This window comes from Microcoleus sp. N9_B4 (assembly GCF_036701635.1).
Taxonomy (GTDB): Bacteria; Cyanobacteriota; Cyanobacteriia; order Cyanobacteriales; family Microcoleaceae; genus Microcoleus.
Window position 1 is genome coordinate 15423 of the sequence record NZ_JAUBRC010000021.1, and the last position, 17128, is coordinate 32550.

The window sequence follows — 17128 nt, forward strand, 5'->3', positions numbered from 1 at the left end:
ACAAATCAGTGATGAGTCATGAGTTAGCAGCCAATAATATCATGTCCGTTTGATTGACCGTTATTCCTGTAGGGGCGGGCTCGCCAATATCTTTAGTAAAAACGATAAATCTCGTAAACCCGCCCCGCCCAAATATCTGCTGCAATCCCAATTACCAATTACCAGCTACTAATCCCATGACGGTGCATTTTTCCGAAAAACCTCCAACAGATACTCGCGACTCTGCGAATACTTCCGAAGAAGAAGTATTTGCATTTCCCACCTCTTTTGCCCAGCAAAGACTGTGGTTTATCGATCAATTAGAACCGGGAAATCCTTTTTACAATCTTCCGGCGGCTGTCTTACTGAAAGGCAAGCTAAATGTAGTAGTGCTAGAACGAAGTTTCAAGGAAATTGTGCGCCGTCACGAAGCTTTGCGAACGACATTTGCCACTGTAGACGGTCAACCTGTGCAGGTGGTTGGTGAAAATTTTAATTTCGGACTGCAACTTTTAGACTTGCAAAAATTGTCCAAAATTCAACGAGAAGCGGAAGTCAAAAAACTGGCAGCAGCAGAAGCTAGTAAACCTTTTGACCTCACCAAAGGGCCGCTGTTGCGAGCTAATTTGCTACAGTTAGATGCTGAGGAATATGTCTTGCTGCTGACGCTGCACCACATTATTTTTGATGGCTGGTCAATCGGAGTCTTTCTGCAAGAATTAGCAGCACTTTACGAAGCGTTTTCGATTGGCAAACCATCCCCACTTCCCGAACTTTCCATACAGTACGCCGATTTTGCTATTTGGCAGCGGGAATGGCTGGCGGACGATCGCTTGCAAACTCAACTTAACTACTGGAAAAAGCAGCTAAGTGGGGCTCCCCCCTTGCTGGAATTGCCAGCCGATCGCCCCCGTCCCCCCGCACAAACCTATTGGGGCGCGAAAGAATCATTTCTCATCCCGAAAACGCTAACGTCAGCCCTCAAAAAGCTCAGCCGCCAGGAAAATGCCACCCTGTTTATGACGCTGCTAGCAGCCTTTAAAACGCTGCTCTATCGCTATACAGGACAGGCAGATATCCCCGTTGGCTCTCCCATTGCCAACCGCAACAGAGCGGAAATTCAAGGGCTAATCGGGTTTTTTGTCAATACTTTGGTATTGCGAACTGATTTGTCAGGCGATCGCACTTTTCTGCAATTGCTCGATCGCATTCGGGAGGTGAGTTTAGAGGCTTACGCTCACCAAGATTTGCCGTTTGAGAAACTGGTTGAAGAGTTGCAACCCGAGCGAAATTTGAGCTACAATCCACTGTTCCAAGTTGCTTTTGTTTTGCAAACTGCACCTGTGGCTGCGGAATCAATCGCCGGACTCAATCTCACTCTTTTAGATGTTGAGAATCAGACAGCAAAAGTTGACTTAACGCTGTATTTAGAAGAAAAGCAGGAAGAAATTAGCGGTCAGTTTGAATACAGCACCGATTTATTTGATGCGGTAACAATTAGGCGGATGGCGGGGCATTTTATCACGTTGCTGGAGGGCATAGCTGCCAACCCCGATCGGCGGATTGAAGAGCTACCGTTGCTGGGGGAAAAAGAGCGGCATCAGTTGTTAGTAGAGTGGAATGACACCCGCGCCGATTATTCGAGCGATCGCTGCATTCATCAATTATTTGAAGCGCAGGCTGCTCGAACGCCCGATGCCATTGCAGTCGTATTTGAAGACCAAAAACTCACCTACCGCGAGCTGAATGAACGAGCCAACAAACTCGCGCATTACCTGCAACAACTCGGCGTTAAACCAGAAGTTTTGGTGGGGATTTGTGTCGAGCGATCGCTCGATACAATTATCGGCATTCTCGGTATTCTCAAAGCTGGCGGCGCTTACGTTCCGCTCGATCCAGCCAACCCCTGCGATCGCCTCGCTTTTATACTCGAAGACGCGCAGGTAAATGTGCTGCTGACTGAGGAAAAGTTGTTGCAAACCCTTCCGAAATGCAGCGCCAAAATCCTTTGCCTCGATGGGGATAAAAGTGCTTTCTTCCAACACAGCAAAGAAAATCCCGCCAGCGCCACCACTGCCGAAAATCTCGCCTATATCATCTACACTTCTGGCTCAACTGGCATCCCCAAAGGCGTTTTAGTTCCTCACTCAAACGTCCTCCGCCTGTTTGCTGCTACCCAGTCGCGGTACAACTTCAACGAGCAAGATGTGTGGACGCTGTTTCACTCCTATGCCTTTGATTTCTCAGTCTGGGAAATTTGGGGCGCTTTGCTATACGGCGGGCGACTCGCGATCGTGCCTTATGCAGTCAGCCGATCGCCCCAAGAATTTTACAACTTGCTATGCAAAGAAAAGGTAACAGTTCTCAACCAAACTCCTTCTGCATTTTACCAGTTGATAAAAACAGAAGAATCTGTCGGAATTGGCGAAGATTTAAGCCTGCGCTTAGTAATTTTTGGCGGGGAAGCTTTAGACTTGCCAAGCTTAAAACCTTGGTTCGATCGGCACGGCGATCGACACCCCCAACTTGTCAATATGTATGGCATTACAGAAACCACTGTCCACGTTACCTATCGGCCACTGACTGCCGCTGATTTAAGTAAAAATGCCAGCCTTATTGGCCGTCCAATTCCTGACTTGCAAGTCTACCTGCTCGATCGCAACTGCCAACCCGTTCCCATCGGCATCCCTGGGGAAATTTACGTTGGTGGTGCTGGCGTCGCGCGGGGCTATCTCAATCAGCCAGAATTAACTGCCGATCGGTTTATTTCCAATCCCTTTAATGACAGTTTGAAAGCGCGGTTGTACAAATCGGGAGACTTAGCTCGCTATCTGCCAAATGGCGATATTGAATACTTGGGACGAATTGACCACCAAGTAAAAGTGCGCGGTTTCCGCATCGAATTAGGAGAAATAGAAGCAGCCCTAGGACAGCATCCAGATGTCGCCCAGGCTGTGGTTGTAGTGCGAGAAGATGTACCGGGCGATAAGCGCTTGGTAGCTTATATCATTGCTAACTCAGCAGCACAAAATAAGCATTCAATACTGATTCACGAACTACGCTGCTTTCTGAAAGAAAAATTGCCGGAATACATGGTTCCTGCTGCTTTTGTGACGCTGGAGACGCTGCCTTTAACAAACAACGGCAAAGTCGATCGCAAAGCACTACCTGCACCGGAGCGCGATCGGCCAGAACTCGAAGAGGCATTCGCCGCCCCAAGCACGGCTATGGAGAAAATCCTGGCAGAAATTTGGGCGCAAGTATTGGGGTTGGAACAAGTGGGAATTGACGACAATTTCTTTGAATTGGGCGGCGATTCTATCCTCAGCATTCAAGTAATTTCTCAAGCCAATCAAGCGGGGTTGCGACTTACACCAAAACAACTGTTTCAACACCAAACCATTGCACAGTTAGCCACCGTAGTTAATACAGACAAATTAAACTTAACCGAACAAGAATTAATCATTGGCGAAGTTCCGCTGACACCGATTCAGCACTGGTTTTTCGAGCAAAATCTCTCCGATCCGCACCACTGGAATCAGGCGGTGCTTTTAGAGTTGCAGCAACCTCTCGAACCTGCATTAATTGAGTCGGTTTTGCAGGAATTGCTGAAGCACCACGACGCGCTGCGCCTGCGTTTTGTGCGAGGAGAATCTGGCTGGCAGCAGGAGTTCGCCAATCCCGACGAGGTTGCGACCTTTACCTGCATTGATTTGTCCTCGCTACCTCCAGAGGAACGAGAAGCCGCTTTCCAAAATGCTGCCACTCAGTTGCAAATTAGTTTGAATTTGTCCGAGGGGCCATTACTTCGCGCTGCCCTATTTGACTTGGGTCAACATCAGCCAAATCGCTTGTTATTGGCAATTCATCACTTAGCGGTTGATGCTGTTTCTTGGCGAATTTTAATTGAGGATTTCCAGACAGCTTATGGCCAGATTAGCCGCGGCAAAACAGTCGCGCTGCCGCCCAAAACAACCTCATTTAAGCAGTGGTCAGAACGCTTGCATGAGTGGGCGCGATCGCCCGAATTGCAGGGAGAGTTCGATTACTGGTTCGCCCTTTCTCACCAACCAATTTCTCCCTTGCCGGTGGATTTCCCAAACGCAGCCAATTTAGTTGCATCTGAAAAGACAGTATCCGTTGCTTTGAGTGTTGAAGAAACAAAACTGCTCTTACAAGAAGTACCTGCCGTTTACCGCACTCAAATTAACGATGTATTGCTAACTGCTTTAGGTCAAGCATTTGCACGCTGGACTGGCAATAACTCACTTTTACTTGACTTAGAAGGTCACGGGCGCGAAGATATATTTGAGGGAGTAGATTTGTCGCGCACAATCGGCTGGTTTACAGCAGTTTTTCCTGTTCTGTTAAATTCAGAAAAACATTCCGATCTAGGCTCTGCCCTCAAATTAGTGAAAGAGCAGTTACGTGCAGTACCAAATCGCGGCATCGGCTTGGGTGTCCTGCGATATTTAAACGAAGAAACGGCTAAAAAAATCTCTAATTTGCCGCAATCTGAGGTAAGCTTTAATTATCTCGGACAGTTTGACCAAGTGCTGCCGAAATCTTCTTTATTAATGCTGTCCTCCGAGCCGAGTGGCCCCCTTCGCAGCCCGCGCGGAAATCGGCGTTACCTGCTGGAAATTAACGGATTTATTGCCAGCGGCAAGCTGCAATTAGATTGGACGTACAGCGAAAGTATTCACCGACGAGAAAGCATTGAAAATTTAGCAACGGGCTTTATAGAATCGCTGCGATCGCTAATTCAATACTGTCAGTCCCCCGACGCCGGCGGCTGCACTCCTTCTGACTTTGCAGATTTTAAGTGGAGCCAGTGGAGCCAGGACGATTTAGACAACATTACCGCAATTTTGGCAGAGCTTTAATATGACAAAAGGCAATATCGAAGATTTTTATCCCCTCTCCCCAGCGCAGCAGGGCATTCTCTTTCATTCCCTTTACCAGCCAGAATCGGGCGTATATTTCGGGCAACTGCTGTGCGTCTTGCGCGGCGATCTCAATGTTTCTGCGTTTAGAAATAGTTGGCAAAAAGTTGTAGAGCGACATCCCATTTTGCGGACTTGTTTCGTGTGGGAAAATTTGAAAGAACCCGTGCAAGCGGTGCGTAAGCAGGCTGCATTATCTTGGCAGGAAATAAACTGGCGATCGCTCTCTGCGTCAGAACAACAACAACAGCTAGAAACATTCCTCAAAGCCGATCGAGATCGGGGCTTTGACTTGAAATCTGCTCCCTTGATTCGCATTACACTGGCGCAGTTAGAAGCAGATACTTTTCAGTTTATTTTGAGCCACCACCACTTAGTTTTAGATGGGTGGTCGCTGGCGATCGTTCTTGAGGAAGTTTTTGCATTTTATCAAGCCTTCTCCCAGGGCGAGGAATTGCACCTCAAACGCCCTCGCCCTTATCGAGATTACATCGCGTGGCTGCACCAGCAAGATTTATCGGTGGCTGAGTCATTTTGGCGGCAAACTCTCAAAGGTTTTGCAGCTCCAACTGCGATCGCCCGGAGCAATATTGTCGCGGGAAACCGTTTAGAAAGTAGTGGCGAACAGCAGGTGATATTTTCTGCAACAGCCACCGCCGCACTGCAATCTGCCGCGCGGCAGCATCAGCTAACATTAAATACGCTCGTACAGGCAGCTTGGGCGCTACTTTTGAGCCGATACAGCGGCGAGGAAGATGTGGTTTTTGGTACGGTTGTCTCCGGGCGACCGCCAGAGTTAATGGGTGTTGAATCGGTAGTGGGACTGTTCGTAAATCCTCTGCCAGTGCGCGTCAAAATTGACCCGCAGGATGGTATTTTATCCTGCTTGAAACAACTCCAAGCGCAACAAGTTGAGGCGCGACAGTATGAGTTCACCCCGCTCGTTGAGGTGCAGGGGTGGAGCGAACTTTCTCGGAGTTTGCCTCTATTTGAGAGTCTCGTTGTCTTTGAAAATTATCCTTCGGATGCTTCTCTGAAGGAGAAGATTCACAACTTAAAAGTAGAGAATATTCGCTCCTTGGAAACAACGAATTATCCTCTAACTGTGATGGCGATGCCCGGTGCGGAATTGACGCTGAAAATTATTTTCGATCGTAGCTGCTTTGAGGACAGTGCGATCGCGCGAATGCTCGGACACCTGCAAACTTTACTAGAGGAAATGACTCTCAATCCTGACCGGAAACTGTCAGAATTGCCCCTATTGAGCGCCGCCGAACGCCAGCAATTACTTGTCCAGTGGAACGACAGCCAAGCGGATTACCCCAAAAATTCCTCAATTCACGAATTATTTGCAGCGCAAACAGAGCGAACCCCAGATGCAGTGGCTGCAATTTGCGAAAATGAACAATTGACTTACCGCGAATTGAATGCCAAAGCCAACCAAATCGCACATTACCTGCAATCTCTCGGTGTAAAACCCGAAGTTTTGGTGGGAATTTGCTTAGAGCGATCGCTCTCCATGCTGGTGGCGATTTTGGGCATTTTAAAAGTCGGTGCCGCTTACGTTCCTCTCGATCCTGCTTATCCCCAAGAACGCCGATCCTTCATGCTGGCGGACGCAAAAGTTCCGGTGCTTTTGACTCAAAAAAACCTCCTAGAAACCCTCCCCTTTCACAGCGCTAAAGTCGTCTGTATCGACGCCGAATGGCAGGAAATTTCCCGCCAGAGCGATCGCAACCCCGCTGTTAAGGTGGAACCTGAAAACCTCGCTTACGTCCTCTACACTTCCGGCTCGACAGGCACTCCCAAAGGCGTACTCGGCACCCACCGAGGCACAGTCAATCGCTGTTTTTGGAACCCCTATCCTTTTATCGAACAAGATATTTGCTGTCAAAAAACGTCCTTAAATTTTGTCGATTCGGTTTGGGAAATCTTTGCTCCTTTGCTGCATGGGTTGCCAACTGTGATTATTCGCGATCGAGCCGTCAAAGATATTAACCAATTCCTTCAAACCTTATCAAAGCAAAATGTAACCCGACTGGTGCTGGTTCCTTCTTTGTTGCGCGCTATCTTAGATTCCTTCCCTGATTTAGACAGGCGTTTGCCTCAATTAAAATATTGGATTTGCAGCGGAGAAGCTCTGCCGATCGAACTTTGTCAGCAATTTCGAGAGCAGATGCCCCAGCGGGTATTAATCAATCTTTATGGCTCTTCGGAAGTAGCTGCGGACGTGACCTGGTACGATGCAACTCACTGTGTCGAGAAAGTTCCAATCGGTCGCCCGATCGCCAACACGCAAATTTATCTGCTCGATCGCAATTTGCAACCCGTTCCCATAGGAATTCCCGGCGAGATTTACGTCGGCGGCGATGGATTGGCACAGGGCTACTTAAACCGCCCCGAATTAACCTCGGAGAAATTCATTTCTAACCCGTTTGGGCAAGAAAAATTAGATTTTCTCGGTAGTTCTCATCAAAAAGTTTTGTTCAAAACAGGCGATATCGGTTGTTACCTGCCGGATGGTAATATAGAATTTCTTGGTCGTGGCGATTGCCAAGTAAAAATTCGCGGTTTCCGCATCGAACTCGGAGAAATAGAGGCAGCACTTTCTCAACATTCTTCTGTGTCCACCGCTGCTGTTTTGCTTCAGGAAAATACACCGGGCAGTCAACGCTTAGTCGCTTACCTAGTTCCTAACTCAGAGTTCAGAAATCAGCACCCAGAACTTGTTTCCGAACTGCGTTCATTTTTGAAGCACAAACTGCCCGATTACATGGTGCCTTCAGCTTTTGTGCTATTAGATGCGTTGCCACTAACGCCCAACGGAAAAATTGACCGCCTCGCCTTATCTCAAAGGTGCGATTACGTTTCTGACGAAACAGCCTTCACTGAGCCACAAACGCCCACAGAGGAAGCAATTGCTGAGATTTGGACTGCTCTTTTAGGGCTAGACAAAGTAGGAACTAACCAAAGCTTTTTTGACCTCGACGGTCACTCTCTGATGGCAACACGGTTAATATCGCGAGTGCGATCGTGCTTTGGGGTAGAGTTAGCGCTGTGCGATTTTTTTGCCACTCCCACAATTCAGAATTTAGCTGAACTAATCGAGGAAGAAATTCTGGCAAACGCCGATTCTAACCAGATAGATGAATTGCTCGATCTCTTAGAAAAGAGTGATGGAGAGTCAGCACAAACTGTGATACTGACTGAGTAAATATCGGGCTGGTAAAAAAACCAAAAAGCCTTTTTCTCCTTAAGGGTTCGGTGGGAAATAGGAGATTTCAAAAGCCAATTTTACAGGAGTAATTCGGGATGATTCAACAAACAGTAAGACCCCAAGATTCTCAAGATGTAAGGGAGCCATTAAAAGCCTCTGTTACCCCACTTGAAGAAAAGTTAATGGAGCTATTCAGTGCCTCAGAAAAGTCATTTTTGGCAGAAGAAGCTATGGAGGAGCGAATTTCTGCCCTTGTTCAAGACTTTTTGTACGCAAAAACCGCTAGTACAGATCTTGACTTAGAGTTAATTATTCAGGAGTTTAGGGAAAGCAAAATTCCCGCCCTTCCTACAGATGTTGGGAATTATATCGATGATTTGACCCAAACCCTCGTTGCCCATTCCATCCACACCTCTTCCCCCCGATATATCGGTCACATGACGAGCGCACTTCCCTATTTTGTGCGCCCGATCGCGAAGCTGTTAATCGCGATGAATCAAAATTTAGTCAAGATGGAAACTGCCAAAGTTTTAAGCCCCTGCGAGCGCCAGACTTTGGCAATGATGCACCGATTAATTTACGATTTTTCTGAGGATTTTTATAACCAGCACATTCAAAAAAGTGACAGCACGCTCGGTATCATGACAACGGGCGGCACCCTAGCTAATATCACAGCTTTGTGGTGTGCTCGCAACGCTTCTTTAGGGCCAAAAAATAACTTTAGTGGCATTGAAAAAGAAGGGTTGTACGCAGCTTTAGAGTTTTACGGCTACAGGGGAATGGTGATCATCGGCTCCAATTTGATGCACTATTCTTTTGAAAAAGCTGCCGGTTTATTAGGCATTGGCGATCGCAATCTCCTAAAAATTCCCACCGATTCCAATCACCGCATGGATTTGGCAGCGCTGCGCCAAACTGTAGCCGAATGTCGCGATCGCAACCTGCACATTCTGGCAATTATCGGTATTGCAGGCAGCACCGATTCGGGAAGTATCGATCCGCTTCCAGAAATAGCCGCGATCGCGAAAGAAGCAAACGCTCACTTTCACGTCGATGCCGCTTGGGGCGGCCCTGTGCTTTTTTCCGAACGTCACCGGCACAAATTCGCAGGCATTGAACTAGCAGATTCCGTCACCATAGATGGACACAAACAAATGTATTTGCCAATGGGAATCGGTCTGGTTTTATTCCGCAATCCCCAAACCGCCAAAGTTATTGAAAAAAACGCGCCCTACACGGTGCGAAAAGACTCGATCGATCTAGGCAAGCGCTCTCTCGAAGGCTCTCGACCAGGTGCGAGTTTGTTCTTGCAAGCCGCGTTGAATATCATCGGCCATCAAGGCTATGAGTTTTTGATAGATGGAGGCATCCATAAAACGCAGCACTTGGCCAATTTAATTCGGAAAAATCCAGAATTTGAATTGCTGCTAGAACCAGAAATTAATCTTCTTTTATACCGCTACATTCCAGAAACATTCAGGGAAAAAGCAGCCAAAAAACAACTAGCCGAAGCAGACAACCACTTCATTAATCAATTTAACGAGCGCCTTCAGGAGGCCCAGCGGCGAGCCGGTCACACCTTCGTATCGCGAACAACCGTGCAAAACACCTGTTATGGCAAAACCATTCCCATTGTTGCTTTTCGAGTCGTCCTTGCCAACCCCCTCACCACTGAAGCAGATATCGATTTTGTTTTAAACGACCAGCTAAAAATAGCAGCAAACCTTTCCTTAACTATCACAAACAGCGACCAATGCGACGAGGTAAATTATGATGTCTACTAATCGTTCAGAACGACTGAAAAACCTTTCGCCCCAGAAGCGAGCGCTCCTCCTCAAAGCATTGGGCAAAGAGGCAGTACAAGCCGAGCAATCTAAGCGTATTCCCAGGCGATCGCAGCAAAATTCCGCTCCCCTTTCTTTTGCCCAGCAACGGCTGTGGTTTCTCGATCGATTGTCTCCCGAAAACCCTGCCTACAACCTTCCTGCTGCTGTGCGTTTGCAAGGACAATTGAATTTGTCGGCACTGCAACAAACACTCAATGAAATTGTCAGGCGTCACGAAGTTTTGCGAACTGCTTTTGCAGAATTAGACGGGCAACCTGTTCAACTGATTTCTCCTTCCTTGAATTTCGCTTTGTCGGTGGTAAACTTGCAACATTTACCAGAAACTGAGCAGCAAGCTGAAATTGAGCAGCGTACTCTTGAAGAAGCCCAACGCCCCTTTGACTTAACGCGATCGCCCTTACTGCGGGGCACTCTGCTGCAACTTGGTTCGGCAGAATATGTGTTGCTGCTGACGATACACCACATTATTTCTGATGGTTGGTCTATGGGGGTGTTGGTGCGAGAAGTGGCCGCACTTTATGAAGCTTTTTCCACTGACAAACCCTCTGGGCTGCATGAACTTCCCGTACAGTATGCCGACTTCGCCAGTTGGCAGCGGCAGCATTTCCAGGGAGAAAAATTAGAAAAACAACTGGCTTATTGGAAACAGCAATTGGGTGGCACTTTAGCTGTGCTGTCAACAGATAAGCAGCGCTCTCCCGTGCCAAGTTTCCGAGGATCGCAGCAATCTTTTGTGATTTCTGCTTCTTTAGCTGAAAGGCTGAAAACGCTCGCCCAGCAACAAGATGTCACCCTCTTTATGACGTTGCTGGCAGCATTTCAATCCTTGCTGTCCTGCCAAATAAAGCAGGAAAATCTCGCTATTGGCTCTCCAATTGCCAACCGCAACCTCCTTGAATTAGAGGAATTAATTGGATTTTTTGTTAATACTTTAGTGCTACGAATTGACACCGCAGGTAATCCAACTTTCCGCGAACTACTTCGTCGAACACGCGAGGTAGCGTTAGCAGCTTACGCTCACCCCGATGTCCCTTTTGAAAAGCTCGTCGTGGAATTGCAGCCGGAGCGAAATCTCAGCTATAACCCGCTCTTTCAAGTGTGGTTTGTACTCCAGAATGCACCCATGCCACCCCTGGAGTTAGCTGGTTTGACCTTGAGCATTCTAGAATTCGATGTCGGTATGTCGAGACACGACTTAAGCCTCACTCTCTGGGAGATTTCAGAAGGAATTCAAGGCTTATTTGAGTACAAAACCGACTTATTTGAGGCTGCGACTATTGCCCGAATCGCGAGAGGTTGGGAAACTGTTCTCAACCAAGTGGTTGGCCAGCCAGATATCAGGATCGATGACTTGGCAGAAATTCTTGCTGAAGCAGAAAGGCAGCACCAAATCGAGCAGGAAAAACAAATTCATATTTCGGGAATTCAAAAATTAAAAATGGCTAAACGCCAAGTTATGAAAAGTGTGAAGTGATGGATCTATCTTTCATGTTTTCTTGAAAAAAAAGGATAAAATTTTCACCCAATTTGCCAAAATCATGACAAATACAGAAACAAAAAATCTCAATTCCCAAAAGTTAGGATCAGTTAGGCGCAAAACCGTCAGCCTGTCCTCAGAGGAATTAGTCAAAACCGCCTACCTCCAGCCCGAAAACCTTCTACCTTTAGTTGTTCAGCCAACAGTAGAAAAATTAAATCTCGCGGGTTGGGCACAGAACAATCGCTCATCAATTGAAACACAGTTATCGAAGCATGGAGGAATACTTTTCCGAGGCTTTGAAGTCGGCGGTGTGAATGGTTTCGAGCAGTTTATTCAAACTCTTGCTGGCGACTTGTTGGAATATTCTTTTCGCTCAACTCCCCGTAGCCAAGTGAGCGGAAATATCTACACTTCCACCGAGTATCCTGCCGAGCAATTCATCCCACTGCACAATGAAATGGCTTATTCTCGAAATTGGCCGCTAAAAATTGCTTTTTTCTGCGTTAAAAAAGCCGAACAAGGAGGAGAAACTCCGATCGCTAACAGCCGCAAAGTGTTTGAAAGCCTGGATTCAAAGATTAGAGAAAAGTTTGCCCAAAAAAAAGTTATGTATGTGCGAAATTACGGCGGTGGCGTAGATTTGCCTTGGCAAAATGTCTTCAATACTGATAGCAAAATTGAGGTAGAAAACTATTGCCAAAAAGCTGGAATTGAGTTACAGTGGAAAAGTGACGATCGCTTGAGAACTCGGCAAATATGTCAAGCGGTCGCCCAGCACCCAAAAACGCAGGAAATGGTGTGGTTTAATCAAGCTCACCTCTTCCACATTTCCAATCTAGAACCCGTCGTTCGCCAAGAGCTTTTAACTTCTTTTAAGCAGGAAGATTTACCCCGCAATGCTTATTACGGCGATGGCTCGCCCATTGAAGATTTTATATTAGACGAAATTCGTCGCTGCTATCAGCAAGAAACGATTGTTTTCCCTTGGGGAGAAGGAGATGTCTTGCTGCTAGATAATATGCTAGCCGCGCACGGACGCACGCCATTTTCTGGTTCGCGTCGGGTTGTTGTCGGGATGGCAGAAGCGTTTAGCTGTCAAGATATTTAGGCTTATTAAAGGAACTTTAGAAATGCAAAACGAAACAATCGAAGGGTTTAGACTCTCTCCACAGCAACGGCATCTGTGGGGGTCACAGCCAAATAATCCTAAACAAATCTATCGCGTTCGAGGTGCAATTTTAATTACCGGAAATCTCGATCGCGAGATTCTTAAAAGTGCGCTGCAAAATGTCGTGAATCGGCACGAAATCCTGCGTACTAGCTTTCACTGCTTGCCAGGGATGACACTACCCCTGCAAGCGATCGCCCGCACTGGTGAAATTCCTATCTCAGAACACAATCTGATTTGTTTGTCTCCAGAAGAACAAGAAGCTAAAATTGCAGCGCTTTTTCAGCAACTAAACCTGCTTGCTTTTGATTTTGAGCGCGGCCCACTTTGGCATCTCTCTTTAGTCACTCTCGCCCAAGACAAGCACCTATTGCTGGCGAACTTCTCTGCCTTAATTGCAGATAGCGTCACCCTGAAAAATTTTACCCGCGAACTCAATCTTTCCTACTCAGCTTGTGGGCGCGGGGAAGAGTTCTCTGATGAGTCAATGCAATATGCCGATATTGCTGAGTGGCAAAATGAGTTACTCGAATCAGAAGAAACGGCAAGCGGCCAAGAATACTGGCGAAAGCTGCATCTTGAATCTTTGGACTCCTTAACGTTTCCTTGGGAAAAGAAGAATTCAGAAGCGGAATTTAAGCCGCTAGTAAAAACGGTGGAAATTCGTGGTGATTTGTTGAACAGCCTGGAAGCGATCGCCCAAAAACACCAAAGCGATATTTCTACATTTCTGCTGACTTGCTGGCAAATTCTGATTGGGCGGCTTACCAGACAGCCAAACCCGATCGTCGGCGTAACTGGAAACGGCAGAAAATATGAAGAATTAGAACACTCTCTGGGGCTGTTGAGTACCTATTTACCGCTACATTGCGACTTGCAAGACGAATTCAGTTTTGCAAAAATTTGGCGGGAAGTTGAGCTAAATCTCAAAGATATTCACACTTGGCAAGAATATTTCACCTGGGAAGAAACTCTAGAATCCGATAAAAGTAACACTTTTTTGCCCATCTGCTTTGAGTATGAAACAAAGCCAGAGAAATATGGCGAGTCTGGCGTTTCATTTTTCCTCGATCGGCAAGATGCCTGTGTAGAGCCCTTCAAACTTAAACTTTCCTGCCTTTCACGAGACAATTGCTTAATCGCCGAGTTTCGCTACGATTCGGCTTTATTTGAAGCTGAAGATGTCAAGCGGTTGTCACAACACTTCCAGGCTGTGTTAGAAAGTGCCTTAAAAAATCCACAAATACCCATCAGTCAATTAAATATACTGAGCGATCGCGATCGTCACCAACTTCTCATTGACTTTAACCAAACTCAAAAAGATTACCCGAGAGACAAGTGCGTTCACCAGCTTTTTGAAGAACAAGCCCATCGCACGCCAGATAGCATTGCCGTTGTCTTTGAAAGTGAACAAATCACCTACCGAGAACTCAACAATCGCGCCAATCAACTGGCCCATCACCTGCAAAACTTGGGAGTTGAACCAGAAGTCTTTGTTGGTATTTGCCTCGATCGCTCTTTAGAAACAATCGTAGGAATCCTGGGCGTACTCAAAGCCGGTGGCGCCTATTTACCGATCGATCCGGCAGCCCCAGCAGATCGCAAGGCACTCATGCTAGAAGATGCGCGAGTGCAGGTGCTGCTAACGCAACAGCGGCTCATAGAAAGCTTGCCGAAAACTCAGGCAAATATTGTTTGCATCGATACAGACATTCCCACTGTTTCTGCGTCTTACACCCCTCGCACCTCTTCTGACAATTTAGCTTACGTCATCTATACTTCCGGTTCCACTGGCACGCCCAAAGGAGTCGCGATCGAACACCGGCAACTGCTCAATTACCTTTACGCTATTCAGGAAAGATTAAACCTGCCATCAGGTGCCAGTTTTGCCACCGTTTCTACCTTCGCCGCAGACTTGGGCAATACAGCGATTTTCCCGGCACTTTGTTCCGGTGGATGCCTGCATATAGTATCCCAAGAGCGCGCAACCGATCCAGAAGCACTGGCCCAATATTTCCGCCGCCATTCTATCGATTGCCTCAAGATTGTTCCCTCGCACCTTGCTGCTCTTTTAACTTCTTCTGTCGCCCAGTCAATTGTGCCACGAACACGGCTAATTTTAGGCGGTGAAACTGCTAGTTGGGAGCTAATTGAAAAGGTTCGTAAAATCAATCCAGATTGCCTTATTTTCAATCACTACGGGCCAACAGAAGCGACGGTGGGCGTACTCACCTATCAAGTGTATGGCGAGGAATTGAAAGGAATTTCCGAGACAGTTCCACTCGGCAAACCTATAGCAAATACCCAGATTTATCTACTCGATTCCCATTTGCAGCCAGTGCCAGTAGGCGTGCCTGGGGAACTGCACATCGGCGGCAGCAGTCTGGCGCGGGGCTATCTCAACCGCCCCGAATTAACCGCAGAAAAATTTATTCGCCATCCATTTGACGCGCAGGCACATCTTTATAAAACGGGTGATTTGGCTCGCTATTTGCCAGACGGAAACATCGAATTCATCGGGCGAATTGACAGTCAAGTAAAAATCCGGGGCTTCCGCATTGAATTGGGAGAAATTGAAGCAGCGTTAGGGCAGCATCCAGATATCGCGCAGGCTGTAGTGGTGGCGCGGGAAGATGTGCCTGGTGAAAAGCGCCTGGTGGCTTATTTAGTTTCTAATCAGAAACAAGCACCAAGCAGCAGCGAAATTCGCCGTTTTTTAGCGCCAAAATTGCCTGATTACATGGTGCCTTGGGCTTTTGTAACGCTCAAAAGTTTGCCTTTAACTCCTAACGGAAAGATCGATCGGCGATCGCTCCCAGAACCCGACAGTGCCAGAGCGAAATTAGAAGGAACTATCGCAGAACCTCGCACGCCTGCGGAGGAAACGATCGCCCAGATTTGGGGGCAAATGCTAGAGGTCGAAAAAGTAGGAATTTATGATAACTTTTTCGAGTTAGGCGGAGATTCGATATCCAGCATTCGCATCGTCGCCAAAATCAATCAAGCCGGCTTGCGCGTAACGCCCAAACAACTGTTTGAGTGTCCCACTGTGGCGGCTCTTGCAGCCGTTGCAGACCGAATTAAGACGACTGAAAAACTGCTGCCTATTCTCCCCATACAGCAGGATTTTTTAGTAGAAAATATTTCCGGGAAATGCCAGAGCTTTTTATTTAAAACCGACTCGGACATCGCTCCTGAACTATGGCAGCAAGCGGTGCAAAAATTGGTCAATCGCCACGACATTCTTCGCCTGCGATTTCTCCATACAGAATCGGGCTGGCAGCAAATGTATGATAGTTTAGATGAAATTAAAACAGAACCTTTCTCATACATCGATTTATCGGAATTGCCAGTTAGCGAACGAGAAACGGCTTTAGAAACGGCTGTGGCAGAGCTGAAAGAAAGTTTGAATCCAGCCGAGGGAATTCTTTGGCGAGTGGCTTTGTTTAACCAGGGAAACGAGCGGCCCCATAGCCTCTTATTAACGATTCACGAACTGGCGGCAGATAGAGTTTCTTGGCAAATTTTGCTAGAGGAACTTTCCTGTGCGATCGCACAACTCAGTCAGGGGCAATCCGTAGAATTACCGCCCGCAACAGCAACTTTTAAACGGTGGTCAGAATTCCTGCAAGAGTACGCTAAATCGCCGCAAATTCAGCAAGAGCGAGATTACTGGCTGGCTGCGCGTCAAGAAATCTCGCAACTGCCCGTTGATTCTCCAAGCCATGATGAGGCGAGCATTGTATTAGTTTCGCTCGATGTTGAAGAAACTCGCACTTTACTGCAAAAAGTTCCAGCAGCTTATGGAACCCAAACGAGCGAAGTATTGCTGACTGCATTGGTGCAAACTTTTAATCAATGGACGAAAACGGATTCCTTACTGGTGGATTTGGAGGCTTCGGGGCGAGAAATTTTTGCCAAAGATATCGATTTGTCGCGCACGATTGGCTGCTTTGCGGCGATTTTCCCGGTGCAGCTCATTCTCAAGGGAATCTCTGGGCCTGGGGAAGCTTTAAAGGCGATTAAAGAGCAGGTGCGGGGCGTACCCAATCGAGGCGCTGGCTTTGGGGTACTGCGCTATTTGGGCGATCGCGCAGAAGTAGCGGCGCACCTGCAAGCCTTGGATCGATCGCAGGTTAGATTTAACTACCGCGAGCAATTAGATCCGATTTTGCCTGAATCTTTGGCGTTTGAGCTAGTAGAAAGCGCGAGCAGCAGCCTGCTAGGAAATCGGCGCTATCCGATCGAAATTGACTCCGGCGTGCGAGAAAATAGGCTGCAACTAGAGTGGAGGTATAGCGAAGCAGCCTACCGACGAACCACCATCGAAAAACTAGCTAAAGATTTTGTGGATAATTTGCGATCGCTTGCCGCCCACTGTCACTCTGCCGAAGCAGGAACCTACACGCCTTCTGACTTCCCAAAAGCAAATTTGAGCCAAAAAGACCTCGATCGCTTCTTAGCAAAAATCAACCAACGCAGGTAAAAATT

At 47.3% G+C, this 17128-nt stretch carries 6 protein-coding genes; all 6 read left to right on the top strand.

Annotated elements, in window-relative coordinates:
• The first annotated feature begins 53 nt into the window (after window positions 1-53).
• Window positions 54-4865 carry an amino acid adenylation domain-containing protein gene (locus QUA43_RS15555; protein ID WP_333375074.1) on the top strand — a complete coding sequence of 1604 codons (4812 nt, stop codon included), beginning with the start codon at window positions 54-56 and terminating at the stop codon, window positions 4863-4865.
• A gap of 1 nt (window position 4866) precedes the next feature.
• Complete coding sequence (locus QUA43_RS15560; RefSeq protein ID WP_333375076.1) at window positions 4867-8139, top strand: amino acid adenylation domain-containing protein; 3273 nt, start codon at window positions 4867-4869, stop codon at window positions 8137-8139.
• 98 nt (window positions 8140-8237) lie between these two features.
• Window positions 8238-9926, top strand: coding sequence for a pyridoxal-dependent aspartate 1-decarboxylase PanP (gene panP / locus QUA43_RS15565; protein WP_333375077.1), 1689 nt, complete (start codon window positions 8238-8240; stop codon window positions 9924-9926).
• Window positions 9913-11463 carry a condensation domain-containing protein gene (locus QUA43_RS15570; RefSeq protein ID WP_333375079.1) on the top strand — a complete coding sequence of 517 codons (1551 nt, stop codon included), beginning with the start codon at window positions 9913-9915 and terminating at the stop codon, window positions 11461-11463. Before panP ends, QUA43_RS15570 begins: the two co-directional genes overlap by 14 nt.
• 64 nt (window positions 11464-11527) lie before the next feature.
• Entirely contained in the window at window positions 11528-12577 is a 1050-nt protein-coding gene (locus tag QUA43_RS15575; protein WP_333375081.1) for a TauD/TfdA family dioxygenase, read from the top strand.
• Window positions 12578-12599: 22 nt separating this feature from the next.
• Entirely contained in the window at window positions 12600-17123 is a 4524-nt protein-coding gene (locus QUA43_RS15580) for an amino acid adenylation domain-containing protein (RefSeq protein ID WP_333375083.1), read from the top strand.
• Window positions 17124-17128 lie beyond the last annotated feature (5 nt).